We start from the raw sequence: 17,409 nt of genomic DNA, 5'->3' as shown, positions 1-17,409 counted from the left end.
AAGCCGCGTTTATGAAAAGCTTTTTCACTTTCTCAAAAACAAAAACCCACGCCGGGGCGTGGGTTTGCGCGAGCACAAGTCGTGCTTGCGATATGGCTATCCAGTAGGGCTTAGCCGCGCTTAACAGCAGCGCCGAAACGCTTGTTAAAGCGCTCTACGCGGCCACCAGTGGTCGCTTGCTTCTGCTTACCGGTGTAGAACGGGTGGCAGTTGGAGCACACATCCAAAGAGAAGTCCTGACCAGAGGTAGAACCAACCTGGAAGTTAGCGCCGCAAGAACAGCTAGCGGTGACCGTGTTGTAATTCGGGTGAATACCTTGTCTCATCTTGAGGCCTCTTAAGCTATATGCCGCCACCTGATCTTGTGCCAGGCACCGCATACGGGTTTAAAAAAACGACTAACCGGTTAGCCGCTCTGTCGTTACGATAGATCTCCAAGACAGCGCTTAAGATAGATCGTTAGGAGTGAGAGCGGTCGCATATACTAGCAAAACTAACGCCGGAGGCCAATTGCCTGATTCTGTTTCTTCGCAAGCGCCTTCTAAAACGCGGGCGCAGGTGCTTAAAGTTGCCCTGCCTTCGCCGCTGCGTCGCCTGTTCGACTACCTGCCCTCTCGGGCAACGCCCCCCTGTGGCTGGCAGCCAGGATTAAGGGTGCGGGTGCCCTTTGGACGACGTGAAGTGGTTGGCGTGGTCATCGAATTGGCTGACCACAGCGACCTGCCGCGCAGCCAACTGCGCGGCGTCAGCGAAACACTGGATGACGCACCGCTGCCAGCAGACTGGCTATGGCTATGCCGCTTTGCCGCCCGTTACTATCAACACAGCCTGGGCGACACCCTTCACCACGCCATGCCCGCGCGGCTACGCCAGGGCCACCCCATGGCGGGACGCACCCAAACACTATGGCTTGCCCAGGGTAAAGGCGCAGAAGAAATACTTAGCCGAGCGCCCAAGCAAGCAGCGCTATATGCACTGCTGCGCCAACACCCTCATGGGTTACCCGGTCGCGCGGTTAGCGCCCATGGGTTTGCTCGCGACCAGCTGTTAGCGCTGGAGAAGAAAGGCTTGGCATCCAGTCAGGAGCACATCCTCACTGCCCCAACGCCACCCAGCGGCAACTTACTAGCAACGCCAGCGCTACCCCTGAACCGCGAACAGGCGATGGCGCTTGCTGCGCTGCACGAAAAACTGGATGGCTACCACCCTTGTTTACTCGAAGGCGTCACGGGTAGTGGTAAAACGGAAGTTTACCTCCAGCTGATTGAAGCCGTTGCTGCCAAAGGCAAACAATCGCTGGTACTGGTGCCGGAAATTGGCTTGACGCCACAAACGCTTGCGCGTTTTAGAAGTCGCTTTCGAGTCCCCGTGGTGGCGCTGCACTCAGGTCTCACCGACCCAGAACGTTTAGACGTGTGGGAAGCTGCTGCCAGCGGCCGGGCGCTGATTATTATTGGCACTCGCTCGGCGATTTTCACCCCGCTAGCCAACCCCGGCGCCATTATTGTCGATGAAGAGCACGACGGCTCCTACAAACAGCACGATGGCTTGCGTTACCACGCCCGTGACTTAGCCGTCGCCCGCGCTCACTACCATAAAATTCCTCTGCTAATGGGCAGTGCCACACCGTCCCTGGAGAGCTTGCATCAGGCGCTTAGCGGCGCCTACCGTCATCTTCGCCTGACCCAGCGCCCCAGCCGTCACCCACCGGCCAAACTGGAGCTGATTGACCTGCGCCACCAGCGCCGCCAAGGGGGGCTATTACCTGGCGCCATCAAGGCAATTAAAAGCACCTTGAGCGCTGGCAAACAGGTGCTTATTTTTATCAACCGGCGCGGTTTTGCACCCACGCTTGCCTGTCACGCCTGTGGCTGGATCGCCGATTGCAACCAATGCGATGCCCGCATGACGCTGCACCGCCAACCCGCAATGCTGGCCTGCCACCACTGCGATAGCCGCCGTGCCCTACCGGACGCCTGCCCCGAGTGCGGCAGCGGCGACCTGCGCGCCCTGGGCAGCGGCACGGAACGCACCGAAGAAACGTTGCAAACACTGCTCCCCAAAACCACTATCTACCGCATTGACCGGGATAGCACCCGGCGACGAGATAGCTTTGAACAGGTGCTCAAAGAGATCCATCGCGGCGAACCCTGCGTATTGGTCGGCACCCAGATGCTTGCCAAAGGACACCACCTGCCCCACGTCACGCTGGTAGTGGTGGTCAATGCCGACGGTGGCCTCTACGCCGCAGATTTTCGCGCCCTGGAGCACAGCGCCCAGCTGCTGGAACAGGTGGCAGGCCGCGCTGGTCGGGCCGCCCACCCAGGCCGAGTGTTGGTGCAAACGTTGCACCCCGACGACCCTCACTTGGGTCAGCTGGCTGAACACGGTTATGGAGCGCTGGCGCGCAATATGCTGGAAGAGCGACGTATCGCCCAATTGCCGCCATTCTGTTTTATGGCGCTACTGCGCATCGAAAGCCCCAAAGAAGAGGCGGCTTTGGCATTGGCCCAGCAAGCCGCTCAGGCGCTGCGCCAGTGGCTTAAACAAACAGCCGTAGCGACCCGCTGCCTAGGGCCAGTGCCTGCGCCGATGGAACGACGCCAGAACCGCTATCATTTACACGTTATGCTGGCAGCCGATAAACGCAGCCAGCTACACCCCGCGGTTAGCTGGCTGGTGCAATGGCTTGAAGCCAACCGCGAAGCACGCAAGGTACGCTGGTCAATTGATATCGACCCACAAACTCTCGCTTAGCGCTTATCTCTTGGCACTTGTTTAGCAACACGCCTTTGAAACTGCGGCTCAATTGCCGATAATAGCCGCTTTGCCGACGCACCTCTCAGGTGCGCATTTGCACACGCCGCCACCGACGACACCGGATACCTACATGAAAGATACGATAGTTTCTCTGCTCGAAGGCGCGGTGAACGCGCTCAAACACCAAGGCGTGCTGCCGAATGACCTTCAGCCCACCATCAAGGTGGATCCCACCAAAGACAAAGCCCACGGCGATTACGCCACCAATTTAGCGCTCATGCTCGCTAAGCCGGCCGGCATGAAGCCCCGCGAGCTTGCCGATACGTTGGTCGCGGCCCTGCCCGCAAGCGACGCTATCCAAAAAACCGAGATCGCGGGACCCGGCTTTATCAACTTCTTCGCCGCCGTCGACGCCGCCGCGCAAATCGTTGCAGAAGTACTCGACTGCGGCGACACCTTTGGCCGCAGCCTGATCGGTAAAGGTGAAAAAGTGCAGGTGGAATTCGTTTCCGCCAACCCCACAGGTCCACTGCACGTGGGTCACGGCCGAGGCGCTGCGATTGGCGACTGCCTATGCCGACTGCTTGAAGCCACCGGTTACGACGTTTCCCGCGAGTTCTACTACAACGACGCTGGCGCCCAGATTACCCACCTAGCGCACTCCGTGCAGGCGCGAGCAAAGGGCCTGGGGCCTGACGATGCCAGCTGGCCGAAAGACGGCTATCGCGGCGAGTACATTGACGATGTGGCCAGAGACTACCTGGCTGGCAAAACCGTGAGTGCCGATGACCGCGAAGTCACCGCCAAAGCTGACCCTGACGATATCGACGCAATTCAAGCCTTTGCCGTGGCGTGGCTGCGTCGCGAACAAGACCTGGATTTAAAAGCCTTTGGTGTCGAGTTCGACGTTTATTTCTTAGAGTCATCGCTCTACGAAGATGGCAAGGTAGACGCCACCGTTGAGAAACTGGTGAGCGCGGGCCACACCTATGAAGAAGATGGCGCCATGTGGCTGCGCACCACCGACTTCGGCGATGACAAAGACCGCGTGATGCGTAAACGCGACGGCGGCTACACCTACTTCCTACCCGACGTGGCCTACCATCTGGACAAGTGGCAGCGCGGCTTTAAAACCGTGATCAACGAACAGGGCGCCGATCACCACTCCACCGTCACCCGGGTGCGCGCCGGTTTACAGGCGCTGGAAGTTGGCATCCCCAAAGGCTGGCCCGACTACGTGCTCCATCAGATGGTGATGGTCACCCGCTCCGGCGTCGAGGTGAAACTTTCCAAGCGCGCCGGTAGCTACGTCACCGTGCGCGATTTGATCGACGAAGTCGGCCGCGATGCCACCCGTTTTTTCCTCGCTGCCCGCCGTGCCGACTCCCAGCTGACCTTTGATATCGATTTGGCCCGTTCGCAGTCGAACGACAACCCGGTCTACTACATCCAGTACGCCCATGCCCGGGTGTGCAGCATGTTGCGCAAAGCTGAAGAAGCCAACCAACCCTTCGACCACGCGCTAGCACTGGCCAATCTAGCATTGTTGGACAGCGATCAGGAAAAAGCGGTTCTCAACCGCTTGGCGCGCTTCCCTGAAGTAGTAGAAACTGCCGCCAGAAACCGAGAGCCCCAGCAGGTTGCCCAGTATTTGCTCGACCTTTCCGGCGACTTCCACACCTGTTATAACGCCGTCAAAGTGATGGTCGACGATGACACCTTGCGCAATACGCGTCTGGCGCTGGGCCTCGCCACCCGTCAAGTGCTACGCAACGGGCTTGATTTAATGGGGGTTAGCGCCCCAGAGGAGATGTAAGGCATGGCTAGCCCGCGCAAAAAGCCCGCCCCCCGCCGCGGGGCCACCTCGCAGCGCAAGTCGAACAGCCGCTCGAGCGGCGGCTTCCGCTTACCCGGTTGGCTATGGGGCCTGGCGGGGATGGCGGCAGGCTTCTTTCTTGCTCAACATCAGCACGGCACTGCGCCATGGCAAGAGCAAAGCGAAGCGCCCCAGGCCACGGTACTGACCAAACCATCCGGGAGCGAAGAGCGCGCCGCCGCTCGGGAAACTGAGGAGGCCGCCGAGCCGTCGATGCCGACGTTTGAGTTTTATACCCTGCTGCCCGACACCGAGGTGATTGCGCCTGGCATGACGCTGCCGTCAAGCGTTGTACGCCCAGAGCCCACTGAACAGACCGAAGATAGCGATACCGCCGCTGGCGGCGCCAGCGACGACCCTATCGCCCAGGTAATTGCGGCCAATACCCGGCCGGAGGATCAGGTGTCGGCAGCCCAGGAGAACGAAGCGGCTACCAACGCCCCAGGGCGCTATATGCTGCAGGCAGCTTCCTTCCGTGAGGCAAGCGACGCCGAACAGCTGCGCGGCCGACTGCGCAATTTAAGCCTGCTGGCGGAAGTCAGCGAAGTTCAGGCGGATGGCAATACCTGGCACCGCGTACAAGTGGGGCCTTACGAGGACACACGCGAACTCAACCGCGCCCAGGATTTGATGAACACCCAAGGTATCGAGCCTCTGCTTATTCAGTTGCAAAACTGATAAACCCTTTCTGAATATCCGGCGGGCGGTTGATTTTTCATCAGCCGCCCGCATTTTGTTGTAAACGCTTACACAACGGCCGCTTATAGAGCGGTCTACCAGTCATCGGGAGCGAGCCTCCCCCCAAGGAGTTATCTCCATGACCACCATTGTCTCCGTTCGTCGCGGCAACCACGTCGCCCTTGCTGGCGACGGGCAAGTATCGCTAGGCAATACCGTAATGAAAGGTAACGCCAGCAAAGTACGTCGCCTTTATCGTGGCAAGGTGTTGGCCGGGTTTGCCGGCGGCACTGCTGACGCTTTCACGCTGTTTGAGCGCTTCGAAGCGCAGCTGGAGAAATATCAAGGCCATTTGACCAAGGCCGCCGTTGAGCTGGCGAAGGACTGGCGCACCGACCGCGCCCTGCGCCGTCTAGAAGCGCTACTCGCCGTCGCGGACCATAGCACCTCGCTGATCATTACTGGCAACGGTGACGTAGTTGAACCCGAGCAGGGCATCATTGCCATTGGCTCCGGAGGTTACTATGCACAAGCCAGTGCGCGTGCATTGCTGGAAAATACCGAACTGTCTGCGCGGGAAATCACCGAGAAGTCATTGTCTATCGCTGGTGACATCTGCGTATTCACCAACCACCACGTGACGCTTGAAGAACTATCGGTTGACGAACGCTAATGCGCCAGTGCCGCTTGGTGAATACCGCTCGCTAAACGTCAGTTAATGAACGCAAAGGTTACTTTTATGACTCAGATGACACCCCGCGAAATCGTCCACGCCCTGGACCAGTACATTATTGGCCAGCAAGACGCTAAGCGCGCCGTTGCTATTGCCTTGCGCAACCGCTGGCGCCGCATGCAGCTGGACGACGACCTGCGCCCAGAAGTGACCCCCAAAAATATTTTAATGATTGGCCCCACCGGCGTGGGTAAAACCGAAATAGCCCGGCGTCTTGCCAAACTGGCCAAAGCCCCGTTTATCAAAGTCGAAGCAACCAAATTTACCGAAGTCGGTTACGTAGGACGCGATGTTGAATCGATCATTCGCGACTTAATGGAAGCGGCGATCAAGATGGTGCGCGAACAGGCCAAAGAGGAAGTCAGTCACCGCGCTGCCGATGCCGCCGAAGAACGCGTGCTTGACGCGCTTCTGCCGCCGCCACGCGGTCAGGAAGATAAGCCACGCGAAGACAGCGGCACCCGCCAGACCTTCCGCAAAAAACTGCGCGAGGGCGCGTTAGACGATAAGGAAATCGACATCGAGATTTCCGCCCAAGGTCAAGGCATCGATATCATGACCCCGCCGGGCATGGAAGAAATGACGAACCAGCTACAAAGCATGTTTTCCAACATGGGCCAGCAAAAGCGCGAAAACCGCCGCGTAACGGTCAAAGAAGCGCTGGTGCTGCTGCGCGATGAAGAAGCTGGTAAGTTGGTCAATGAGGAAGAGATCAAATCCCGCGCCATCTACTCTGTAGAACAGCATGGCATCGTGTTTCTGGATGAGATTGATAAGGTCGCCAAAGGCAGCGGTCAGTCCAGCGGCGGCGAAGTTTCCCGCGAGGGCGTTCAGCGTGACCTACTGCCCTTGATCGAAGGCTCGACCGTCTCGACCAAGCACGGCATGGTCAAAACCGATCACATCCTGTTTATCGCTTCCGGCGCTTTCCACCTGTCGCGCCCATCGGATCTGATTCCGGAGCTTCAGGGTCGTCTGCCGATTCGCGTTGAGCTCGACGCGCTTACGCCCAACGACTTCAAGCGCATCCTCACCGAGCCTTCCGCTTCGCTGACCAAGCAATATCAGGCGCTGCTGGCCACCGAAGGGCTCGACATTGAGTTTACCCCGGACGGTATCGAGCGTATCGCGCAGATCTCCTGGCAGGTTAACGAAGGCACCGAAAATATCGGCGCCCGTCGCCTGCACACCGTGATGGAGCGGCTGCTGGAAGAAGCTTCTTTCCGGGGCGGCGATATGGACAGCCCGCTGTTGATTGACGGTGACTACGTCAATGCTCAGCTTGGCGAACTGGCGGTTGATGAAGATCTGTCGCGCTATATTTTATAAGCTGAGCTAACCGCTATCAGTAACGAGGCCCACTAATGAACGCTCCTACTCCTACCCGGGTTCACTACCATAAGCAGGCCCGCGAGCTGGAACTTGGCTACGCCAACGGTGAAACCTTTCGTCTGCCGGTGGAGCTATTGCGTGTCTATTCCCCTTCTGCCGAGGTGCGTGGCCACGGCGGCGATACCGCGGTATTACAAGTGGGTAAAAAAGACGTTGGCCTGCAAAACATTAGTCAGGCAGGCAATTACGCGTTGAAACTGCACTTTGACGATGGCCATGACAGCGGACTGTTTAGCTGGAACTATCTGTATGAGCTAGCGACACATCAGGAAGATTACTGGAACAACTACTTGCATCGCTTGGAAGAGGCCGGAGCCTCACGTGAGCCCGCCAGTATTCAATTCAAACAACTGTAACGGCACCACTCAAACAAACCAGGCAAACAAGCTGGGCAGACAAGCCAGGGTGGACAAGGCTACAATAGCGTTAACTTTTAATCGCGTCGGCCTTAAGGTCAAAAGACCTAAGGCCGATTTGCCACCGCCTCGAATTCGGGAGCTACTGCCCCATGAGCCCCACAGAAAAACGCACCACTGATTTTGGTTTTCAGGAAGTTCCGGTTGATGAAAAAGCCTCGCGAGTGGCCGATGTCTTTCACTCCGTGGCTGCCCGCTACGATGTAATGAACGACCTGATGTCGATGGGCATTCACCGGATATGGAAGCGCATGACCATTGAGCGCGCGGGCGTGCGCCCTGGCCACCACGTGCTGGATATCGCGGGTGGCACAGGGGACTTAACGCTTAAGTTTTCCCGTTTGGTTGGCCCGCGCGGTAAAGTGGTACTGGCCGACATCAACGCCTCGATGCTTAAAGTTGGCCGCGACAAGTTGATGGATAATGGCGTGGGCGGCAACGTTGAGTACGTTCAAGCCAATGCTGAAAGCCTACCGTTCCCTGATAATAGCTTCGACTGCATCACTATTGCCTTTGGCCTGCGCAACGTCACCGATAAAGATGCCGCGCTGCGTTCCATGGCGCGTGTCCTCAAGCCCGGCGGGCGTCTTTTGGTGCTGGAGTTCTCCAAGCCTAATAACCCGCTGCTCTCCAAAGCGTATGACGAGTACTCCTTCCGCCTGCTGCCCAAAATGGGCGAGCTAGTCGCCGGTGATGGCGAAAGCTACCGCTATCTGGCGGAGTCGATTCGTATGCATCCGGATCAGGAAACGCTTAAAGCCATGATGGAAGATGCCGGGCTTGAGCGGGTCGAGTACACCAACCTGACCGGCGGTATTGTGGCCCTGCACCGCGGCATTAAGCTATGACCTTAGCGAACGGCAAGACGTCAACAAACTGCCCCATGCCACCAACCCAGAGGTCAGCATGCTGGTAACCCCGACCCTGCTGTTGGCCGGTTGTGAACGCACGCTCAACGCCCTGCTCGCCCGTGACCCGGCAGCCCCCGCACGGCTGGCCGCGCTAGCTGGCAGCCGCCTGCTGGTGCGCCTCGAACAACCCCACCTTGAACTGGTGATCCACTACCATCATGCCGGGCTGGACCTGATGCGCGGCGATGACGTTGATGAAACCGACGTAGACGCAGTGGTAGAGCTCACCCCAGAAACGTTTTCAGAGTGGATCAGTGGTGCCTCGGTTGAACGCCTTATGTTTGACGGCAAGCTGGCCATCCGTGGGCGTGTTCATCTACTCGAAGCGACCCGCGAACTGCTCTTAGACCTAGACATTGACTGGGAGAGCGAGCTGGCGCGTTGGCTGGGAGACATGCCCGCCCATTCGCTAGCGGAGGGCCTACGCCGCGCCGCGCGCTGGGGCCTGCGCACCAAAAATGAACTAATGCAGGATCTTTCTGAGTACGTCTTTGAAGAGGCGCGCCTGCTACCCGGGCGGCAACAACGCAACGTTTTGCGCGAACACCTCACCGAGCTAGAGGTGGCGACTGACCGCCTGGAAGCGCGCTTAAACCGCTTGCAGCGACGCCTGGAACAGCATCAGCCGGAGCAACGCTCATGAGCCTACGCTTGCTACGGATCAGCTGGGTGATCAGCCGCCACCGACTGGATACACTGCTGCCGTTAGCGCGTCTGCCCTGGTGGCTAAGGGTCATGCTATGGTTTTCGCCGCTTCGCCTATTGCCCCTGGGCAAGCGTTCTAGAGGCGAACGGCTACGCTTGGCCTTAGAAGCGCTGGGGCCGATCTTCATCAAATTCGGCCAAATGCTTTCGACCCGCCGCGACTTACTGCCCGGCGATATCGCCGACGAGCTAAAGCGCTTGCAAGATCAAGTCCCCCCCTTTCCAGGCGACCTTGCCGCCGCCCGGATTGAGAAAGCGCTAGAAATGTCGCTGGAAGAAGCCTTTGCTGAGTTTGACCGCGTGCCCTTAGCCTCGGCGTCAATTGCCCAGGTACACGCGGCCCGGCTGCACAGCGGCGAAGACGTGGTGGTGAAAATTATTCGCCCCAGCATTGATCGCGTGATGCGCCAGGACATGGCGCTGATGTACCAAGTTGCCAAGTTACTTGCCAAAGTCCCCGAAGCGCGTCGTCTACGCCCGGTGGAAGTCATTCGTGACTACGAAGCCACGCTGTTTGACGAGCTTGATCTCTACAAAGAAGCGGCCAACACCTCGCAACTCAAGCGTAACTTCAAAGACTCGCCGCTGCTTTATGTCCCCAGTATTTATTGGTCCTTCACCCGCCGCAACGTGATGGTGCAGGAACGCATTCGCGGCATTCCCGTCGCCGACATAGACACGTTGGTAGCCCGCGGCACCAACCTCAAAAAGCTCGCCGAGCGCGGTGTCGAACTTTTTTTTACCCAGGTATTTCGCGACAATTTCTTCCACGCTGATATGCACCCCGGCAATATTTTTGTCAACTGCGATAACCCTGAAGACCCCCAGTACATTGCTATCGACTGCGGCATTGTAGGCAGCCTCACCCGGGAAGATCAGGACTACCTGGCGCGTAACTTACTGGCGTTTTTCCACCAGGACTATTACGAAGTCGCCGCGCTGCACATCGAGTCCGGCTGGGTCGGTGAGAACACCCGCGCCAACGAGTTCGCGGCGGCGATTCGCACCGTTTGCGAGCCGATTTTAGAAAAGCCACTAAAAGATATTTCCTTCGGCCAAGTGCTGCTGGGGCTGTTTCAAACCGCGCGGCGCTTTAATATGGAAGTGCAGCCGCAGCTGGTACTGTTGCAGAAAACGCTGCTTAACATTGAAGGCCTGGGGCGCCAGCTGTATCCCGATTTAGACCTGTGGAGCACCGCCAAACCCTATTTAGAGCAGTGGATGAAAGAGCGCGCTGGCGTGACCGGTTTATGGGAGTCGCTAAAGCGCCAAGCGCCTGAGCTTTCGCACCAGTTGCCCGAACTACCCGTACTGGCTCACCAAGCGCTCAGCCGCATGGAGCACGAACACCGTCAGCGCCACCAGCAGGTCGACTCAATCAATGCTATGCGCGTGCAGATGGCGCGCCAGGGCAAGCGCTTGTATCGACTGCGGCTAGGCTTAATTTTACTGGCGATTGCACTCGCTTGGCAGCCATTAAGCGGTTGGATTGCACTGCAAGAGTGGCCGATACTAGCGGCAGCCGCCATCGGCCTACTGCTATTAGTGTGGCAATAAAGCGCGTGATTCAACGATGATAAGGATTCACATGGACAACAATTCACTATCGCCGAGCAATGCGCATGTGCTAGATACGCTCAATGAGGTGTTAAAACAGCGGCGCCATGCAGCAGCGGAAAATTCTTATGTTGCCTACTTGCATCATAAGGGCTTGAACAAGATACTCGAAAAGATTGGCGAAGAAGCCACCGAAACGGTGCTTGCCGCCAAAGATGCCGAGCATGGTGGCGAGGCGGAATGCCAAGCGGTGATCTCTGAAACCGCCGACCTGTGGTTTCACAGTTTGGTAATGCTGTCACACCTGGGGATGGATCATCAAAGCGTGTTAGACGAATTGGCAAAACGCTTTGGCATTTCAGGCCATGAGGAAAAAGCCGCCCGCCAGCCATAAGGTCATATAAACTGTCGTATAGTCGCAACAGTCCATGGTAACAACGAACGTTAATCTGCTCTTGTGAGGAAATGCATATGTTAGGTGGTATCAGTGTTTGGCAGTTGCTGATTGTTCTGGGCATCATCATCCTGGTTTTCGGCACCAAAAAACTGCGTAATGTGGGCACCGACCTCGGTGGGGCGGTAAAAGGCTTTAAGAAAGCCATCAACGACGAAGAGAAAAATAAAGAGGACGATCAACAAGACGCTGACCAGCCGCATGCCAAAGTAAGCCACGAAGAGCCGGGCAACACTTACGACGTTCAGGCCGAAGAGAAACGTGCCGCGGAGGGCCGCCCCGCGGAAGAACGCCCTAAAGAAGAACGCAACGAAGAGCGCAAATAACCCATGCTGGATATCGGCTTTCTTGAACTGATGCTTATTGGCATCGTCGGGCTGTTGGTACTTGGCCCGGAGCGCTTGCCGCGCGCCGCCCGCACGGCAGGCATGTGGATTGGCAAAATCAAGCGCACGGTATCCGGCATGCAGCGCGAAATTAGCGCCCAGTTGGAAGCAGAAGAGCTACGTCAAAAGCTTAATGATCAGCAGAAAAATCTCGACGATAGCTTGAAAAAAGCCAAGCTGGAGGTAGAAAGCATTGCCGACGCTCCCACTGGGAGGGAAACAGCGCCGAAAGACGCGGCACAAAGCGAAACGGAGAAGCGTGTCGCCAAGGCCAGCTCCCGCCTGGATGACGCGCTACAAACAGTGCGTGAAGATCCCGCGTCTACTTCCGCATCTTCCCCGCCGAGCGCTTCCGAGAGCACTCCGGCTGAATCTGAAAAGGCTGAATCTGAAAAGGATCGTAATCACCAATGAGTATGCCTAGCGATTCAAAGGAGCCCCAACAAGACCAACAACAAGCGCCGCTGATAGAACATTTAATCGAACTTCGCTCGCGGTTGATGCGTGCCGTGATCGTTATTTTGGCCATCTTTCTGGGCCTCTACGCCTTTGCCAACGACATCTATACGTTTGTTGCCGAACCGCTGATGGCGCTGCTGCCCGAAGGCTCGCAGATGATCGCCACTGAAGTAGCCTCGCCGTTTTTAGCACCGTTTAAGCTCACGCTGGTAGTCGCCGTCTTTATCGCCGTTCCGTTTGTATTGCACCAGGCATGGGCATTTATTGCGCCGGGTCTTTACGATAATGAAAAGGCCCTGGCGATCCCTATTTTGACCTCAAGCATTGCGCTTTTCTACGGCGGCGCGGCGTTTGCCTATTACGTGGTGTTCCCGCTGCTGTTTGAGTTTTTTACCCAAACAGGGCCTGAAAACGTCGCTGTCATGACCGATATCAACCAGTATTTGAACTTTGTTCTAAAGCTGTTTTTTGCCTTTGGGGTGGCCTTTGAAATCCCCATCGCGACTTTTTTGCTAATTTTATCGGGTGCCACCACGGTGGAAAGCCTGTCTAAAAAGCGCCCGTATATCCTGCTAGGCTGTTTTATCGTCGGCATGGTGCTAACGCCACCGGATGTGATTTCGCAAAGCCTGCTGGCGATTCCCATGTACCTGCTTTACGAAGTCGGGCTACTGTTTGGGCGTCTGGTGCGTAAGCGCAAAGACGAGAAAGAAGCCGCCGAAGAGCAAGAGGCAGACCAGTAGCCGCATAAAGGCTAACCAGCTAAAAAAGCCGCCGCCCTCCAATGAGGGCGGCGGCTTTTTAACTCTCAATATCTTGACTACTTTTATCTCAATTGACGACTCTATCTTAACTAACTTTATCTTAACTACCTTTATCTATTCAGTGAACATCCACGCTCAATACGGCTTCAGTGCTGCGGCCAAGACTTAGTCCATCATGTCAGCAACACGATCGACCAGCTTAAAGATACCAATCGCCGCTTCGCTGATCCGAGTTGCCAGCATATACGCAGGCGTAGTGACCACGCGATGTTCTATATCAACGACAATATCTTCCACACCGCAGCTGCGATGTAGTCCGCCCATGGCGCTGATGGCGCCTGAAACCGCCGGGTCGTTACCCACCGTCACCGCAATACCATCATCGAACAGGCGGGGCACTAGTACGGGGGCAATACACATTAAGCCAATCGGTTTGGCCTCTGCCCGAAAACTGCTCAACGCCTGTTTTAATGCGTCTAGCACCTGCATATTGTCACCAGCGCTGGCAAAGTCCGACAGGTTTTTGGCAACGCCAAAACCACCCGGCACGATCACCGCCTCAAAATCATCCGCGACTAGCGCGTTCAGCGGGCTAATCTCGCCCCGCGCCAAGCGGGCAGACTCCTGGAGCACGTTTCGCTGCTCGCCATCGACCACCTCTTGGGTAAGATGATTGACGACGTCATGCTGTTCAATATCAGGGGCAAAACAGCGGTAACCAATGCCCAACTGATCCAAGCGCAGCAGCGTCAATGTGGTTTCATAAATGTCAGAACCATCGTAAACACCGCAGCCAGCCAAAATAACTGCCACCTGTTTGGTCATGCCTATCTCCTTATCCCAGGGTCTGCTGAACGCAATACAGCAAAGCAGCCGTTTACTCTAATCACTCTGCCGTGTCGCCACAAGACGGCTTTCGCCGCAGGGTATGCCTGATATACTGCCATCAAGCCTACATTTACGATCCTTAATGGAGAATTCTCTTGAGCACACCGACTCCGCGCCACTTCCCTGCTACTCGAATGCGCCGTATGCGCCGCGATGATTTTTCACGTCGTTTAATGCAGGAAAAAACCTTAACGCCGTCCGATCTCATTCTTCCAGTGTTTGTGCTGGAAGGGGAAAACCAGCGCGAAGCCGTGGCCTCAATGCCCGGTGTTGAACGGCTGTCTATCGACCTGCTGATTGAGCAAGCCCGGGAAGCTTATACCCTGGGCATTCCGGCGCTAGCGTTGTTCCCCGTCGTAGGGCCTGAGCAGAAAAGTGAACTCGCGGAAGAGTCTTACAGCGCAAGCGGGCTAGTGCAGCGCTGCGTGCGCGCCCTTAAAGAAGCGCTACCTGAGCTGGGTATCATTACCGACGTGGCGCTTGACCCCTATACCAGCCACGGCCAAGACGGCATTCTCGATGAGCACGGTTACGTGCAAAATGACCGCACGGTGGATACGCTGCTCAAACAAGCGCTTTCCCACGCCGAAGCAGGTGCCGACGTAGTCGCCCCCTCCGATATGATGGACGGGCGCATTGGCGCCATTCGCCAGGTGCTGGAGCAAGAGCACCTACACAACGTGCGCATCATGGCTTACAGCGCCAAGTATGCCTCTCACTATTATGGTCCTTTCCGCGATGCGGTGGGCTCCTCCGCCAACCTAGGCAAAGCGGATAAGCGCACTTATCAGATGGACCCCGCCAATAGCGACGAAGCGGTGCACGAAGTAGCCATGGACATCGCCGAAGGGGCTGATATGGTGATGGTGAAACCTGGTATGCCGTATTTGGATGTCGTCCGTCGAGTAAAAGATGAGTTAAGAGTACCGACGTTTGCCTATCAAGTCAGCGGCGAGTACGCCATGCACCGCGCAGCCTTTGATAACGGCTGGCTGGAAGCAGAACCAGTGATAATGGAATCGTTGATGTGCTTTAAGCGTGCGGGTGCTGACGGTATATTGACCTACTTCGCCCTTGACGCGGCTCGACTACTGCAACAGCGCTAAGATGACAATCAGGTGACACTTGTTTGTCATCTTCTCCCCGCATACTGGGTAAAAATACCAGTAACCCATTATGATACGTTTAAGCCAGCGACGCGGGGGGATCCACCATGGACGAGCAAGATTCACAGCACATACCAGTATCGTCTCCTGATCAAACCAGCCACGACAGCGATATGCCGCTGCGCATCAATCGTACCCCCACAGGCGTGCAAGCAAAAGAAGCGCTAACGGAAACCGATCTTGACGACACCCAGCTCTATTTCAACCGTGAGCTATCGCATCTTCAATTTAACATTCGCGTGCTGGAACAGGCACTTGACGATGCCCACCCGCTCCTTAACCGGTTAATGTTCCTGCTGATTTTCTCATCCAATATGGATGAGTTCTTTGAAATACGCGTAGCGGGACTAAAGCACCAAATTGCCTTAGGCGATGAAACCGCCGCCGCCGATGGCCGTTTGCCCAAAGCGGTGTTGGCGGAAATATCTCAAGTTGCCCATGCGCAAATCGATCGACAGTATCAGATACTCAACGACACCCTGCTGCCCTCCCTAGAAACCCAGGGACTGCGTTTTCGTCGCCGCGACCAGTGGACCGAGGCGCAAAAAGAGTGGGGCCGGGCATTTTTTGATAACGAAATCATGCCGGTCATCAGCCCGATTGGCCTTGATCCCTCCCATCCCTTCCCGCGCCTGGTCAATAAAAGCCTCAACTTTATTGTCGAGTTGGAAGGTAAAGATGCCTTCGGACGCGCTGGCGGTATGGCGATATTACCGGCGCCGCGTTCGCTGCCGCGTTTAATGGCGTTGCCCAAGGAGCTATGCGAGGAGGGCTTTTCAGAATATGTCTTCTTATCGTCGATGATCCACGCCCACGCTGAAGAGTTGTTTCCTGGTATGCGCGTGCGCGGTTGCTACCAATTCCGGCTGACCCGCAACGCGGATATGAGCGTAGACCCCGAGGAGGTGTCAGACCTGGCATCGGCGCTACGTGGTGAACTATTAGCCCGCCGCTATGGCAGCGGCGTACGCTTGGAAGTCGCCGACAACTGCCCCGATGACCTAATCAATTTTTTACTGCGCCAGTTTGAACTTCAGAATGATGATTTGTATCGCGTTAAAGGGCCGGTGAACTTAACTCGGATGATGTCAGTGCTCGGCGATGTTGATCGCCCCGATCTGGTCTATCGCCCATACACGCCAAGCATTCCCAAAGCGCTCAAAGCAGGCAGTCTGTTTGACGCTATTGCCAAGAACGACATCCTGCTGCATCACCCTTTCCAGTCGTTTACCCCCATTGAGGATCTGCTGCGCGAAGCGGCGCGTGACCCGAACGTATTGGCTGTGAAACAGACGCTCTACCGGACGGGCGCAGACTCCCCAATTGTCAGCGCGCTGGTGGACGCCGCCAGCCAGGGTAAAGAGGTCACAGTAGTGATTGAGCTGAGGGCGCGCTTTGACGAAGCCGATAACCTGCAGCTCGCTTCGCGCCTCCAGGAAGCCGGGGCGATCGTCGTCTACGGGATTATGGCGTATAAAACCCACGCTAAGATGCTGCACATTGTACGTCGTGAGAAAGGGGAACTGTGCTACTACGCACACTTGGGCACGGGCAACTATCACTCAAAAACCGCCAAGCTGTACACCGACTACAGCCTGCTGACCGCCAATAAAGCGCTATGCGCCGACGTACATAAGGTCTTCCAACAGCTTTCGGGGATGGGCCGCGCACGTAAAATCGATACCCTGCTGCACGCGCCATTTACCCTGCACGAGCGGCTGGTGGAAATGATCGACCGTGAAGCGCAAATAGCGCGTAAGGGCAAGCGTGGGCACATCATCATTAAGTGCAATTCGTTAACCGAGCCCAAGCTGATTAAAGCGCTCTACCGTGCTTCTCAGGCGGGGGTTGAATGCGACTTAATCATTCGCGGCATGTGCTGCTTGAAACCGGGCGTAACAGGCGTTTCAGATAACATCCGTGTACGCTCGATTATTGGCCGTTTTCTGGAACACACGCGGGTGTTTCATTTCCATCATGATGGCAAGCCAGAAACCTGGTGCTCCAGCGCCGACTTTATGTCGCGCAACATGTTCCACCGTGTGGAAACCTGCTTTCCGCTGTTGGATAAGAAACTTGCGACCCGGGTACGCAAAGACCTGGAAACCTATCTGGTCGATAACTGCCAGAGCTGGCTGCTGCAGACAGACGGCAGCTACCGGCTCCAGGATCATGGCGAAGGTGATGCCATTAGCGCCCAGGAAACCCTGCTCTACGCCTATGCATCAAAAAGCTAGTGAAAGAAAATCAGTATCGAGCGCACT

The 17,409-nt window shown here is 56.5% G+C and carries 17 protein-coding genes; 15 read left to right on the top strand and 2 right to left on the bottom strand.

The window, feature by feature from the left end; all coding sequences use genetic code 11:
* Positions 1 to 110: 110 nt before the first annotated feature.
* Positions 111 to 326, bottom strand: coding sequence for a 50S ribosomal protein L31 (gene rpmE, locus RZA33_RS00415; protein WP_146875607.1), 216 nt, complete (start codon positions 324 to 326; stop codon positions 111 to 113).
* A gap of 184 nt (positions 327 to 510) precedes the next feature.
* On the opposite strand from rpmE, the gene RZA33_RS00410 reads away from it, so the two are divergent.
* The 13 genes from RZA33_RS00410 (at position 511) to tatC (ending at position 13,070) form a co-directional block, all read left to right on the top strand.
* Positions 511 to 2,757 (top strand): primosomal protein N', encoded by a 2,247-nt coding sequence (locus RZA33_RS00410; protein WP_317505875.1) that lies wholly within the window; start codon positions 511 to 513, stop codon positions 2,755 to 2,757.
* 133 nt (positions 2,758 to 2,890) lie between these two features.
* Positions 2,891 to 4,576, top strand: coding sequence for an arginine--tRNA ligase (gene argS / locus RZA33_RS00405; protein ID WP_317505874.1), 1,686 nt, complete (start codon positions 2,891 to 2,893; stop codon positions 4,574 to 4,576).
* 3 nt (positions 4,577 to 4,579) lie between these two features.
* A complete protein-coding gene (locus RZA33_RS00400) occupies positions 4,580 to 5,314 on the top strand; it encodes an SPOR domain-containing protein (RefSeq protein WP_317505873.1) in 735 nt (244 codons plus the stop codon).
* Between the two features lie 139 nt (positions 5,315 to 5,453).
* Positions 5,454 to 5,987, top strand: a complete 534-nt coding sequence (gene hslV / locus RZA33_RS00395; protein WP_317505872.1) for an ATP-dependent protease subunit HslV — start codon at positions 5,454 to 5,456, stop codon at positions 5,985 to 5,987.
* A gap of 66 nt (positions 5,988 to 6,053) precedes the next feature.
* The gene (gene hslU, locus RZA33_RS00390) at positions 6,054 to 7,376 is read left to right on the top strand and encodes an ATP-dependent protease ATPase subunit HslU (RefSeq protein WP_317505871.1); all 1,323 of its coding nucleotides are present in this window, start codon (positions 6,054 to 6,056) and stop codon (positions 7,374 to 7,376) included.
* 35 nt (positions 7,377 to 7,411) lie between these two features.
* Complete coding sequence (locus RZA33_RS00385; RefSeq protein WP_317505870.1) at positions 7,412 to 7,795, top strand: DUF971 domain-containing protein; 384 nt, start codon at positions 7,412 to 7,414, stop codon at positions 7,793 to 7,795.
* A 152-nt stretch (positions 7,796 to 7,947) separates the two neighbouring features.
* A complete protein-coding gene (gene ubiE / locus RZA33_RS00380) occupies positions 7,948 to 8,703 on the top strand; it encodes a bifunctional demethylmenaquinone methyltransferase/2-methoxy-6-polyprenyl-1,4-benzoquinol methylase UbiE (protein ID WP_317505869.1) in 756 nt (251 codons plus the stop codon).
* A gap of 58 nt (positions 8,704 to 8,761) precedes the next feature.
* Positions 8,762 to 9,409 (top strand): ubiquinone biosynthesis accessory factor UbiJ, encoded by a 648-nt coding sequence (locus tag RZA33_RS00375; RefSeq protein ID WP_317505868.1) that lies wholly within the window; start codon positions 8,762 to 8,764, stop codon positions 9,407 to 9,409.
* Complete coding sequence (ubiB, locus tag RZA33_RS00370) at positions 9,406 to 11,028, top strand: ubiquinone biosynthesis regulatory protein kinase UbiB (RefSeq protein WP_317505867.1); 1,623 nt, start codon at positions 9,406 to 9,408, stop codon at positions 11,026 to 11,028. Before RZA33_RS00375 ends, ubiB begins: the two co-directional genes overlap by 4 nt.
* Positions 11,029 to 11,059: 31 nt before the next feature.
* The gene (locus RZA33_RS00365) at positions 11,060 to 11,422 is read left to right on the top strand and encodes a phosphoribosyl-ATP diphosphatase (protein ID WP_317505866.1); all 363 of its coding nucleotides are present in this window, start codon (positions 11,060 to 11,062) and stop codon (positions 11,420 to 11,422) included.
* 77 nt (positions 11,423 to 11,499) lie between these two features.
* Positions 11,500 to 11,808 (top strand): Sec-independent protein translocase subunit TatA, encoded by a 309-nt coding sequence (gene tatA, locus RZA33_RS00360; protein ID WP_317505865.1) that lies wholly within the window; start codon positions 11,500 to 11,502, stop codon positions 11,806 to 11,808.
* A 3-nt stretch (positions 11,809 to 11,811) separates the two neighbouring features.
* Positions 11,812 to 12,282, top strand: coding sequence for a Sec-independent protein translocase protein TatB (gene tatB, locus RZA33_RS00355; protein WP_317505864.1), 471 nt, complete (start codon positions 11,812 to 11,814; stop codon positions 12,280 to 12,282).
* Positions 12,279 to 13,070: a twin-arginine translocase subunit TatC gene (gene tatC / locus RZA33_RS00350; RefSeq protein WP_317505863.1), complete on the top strand. Its 792-nt coding sequence runs from the start codon at positions 12,279 to 12,281 to the stop codon at positions 13,068 to 13,070. The genes tatB and tatC overlap by 4 nt, the downstream gene beginning before the upstream one ends.
* Before the next feature lie 186 nt (positions 13,071 to 13,256).
* On the opposite strand, the gene elbB is transcribed toward tatC, so the two are convergent.
* Positions 13,257 to 13,916 (bottom strand): isoprenoid biosynthesis glyoxalase ElbB, encoded by a 660-nt coding sequence (gene elbB, locus RZA33_RS00345; protein WP_317505862.1) that lies wholly within the window; start codon positions 13,914 to 13,916, stop codon positions 13,257 to 13,259.
* A gap of 158 nt (positions 13,917 to 14,074) precedes the next feature.
* Here elbB and hemB point away from each other — a divergent pair, with 158 nt between their 5' ends.
* Positions 14,075 to 15,085, top strand: a complete 1,011-nt coding sequence (gene hemB / locus RZA33_RS00340) for a porphobilinogen synthase (RefSeq protein ID WP_317505861.1) — start codon at positions 14,075 to 14,077, stop codon at positions 15,083 to 15,085.
* A 107-nt stretch (positions 15,086 to 15,192) separates the two neighbouring features.
* Complete coding sequence (gene ppk1, locus RZA33_RS00335) at positions 15,193 to 17,382, top strand: polyphosphate kinase 1 (protein ID WP_317505860.1); 2,190 nt, start codon at positions 15,193 to 15,195, stop codon at positions 17,380 to 17,382.
* Positions 17,383 to 17,409 lie beyond the last annotated feature (27 nt).

Source organism: Halovibrio sp. HP20-59 (assembly GCF_033052795.2).
In the GTDB taxonomy this organism is placed as follows: Bacteria; Pseudomonadota; Gammaproteobacteria; order Pseudomonadales; family Halomonadaceae; genus Vreelandella.
The sequence above is the reverse complement of the archived record's forward strand: the minus strand, read 5'-3'. Positions and strand labels throughout refer to the sequence as shown.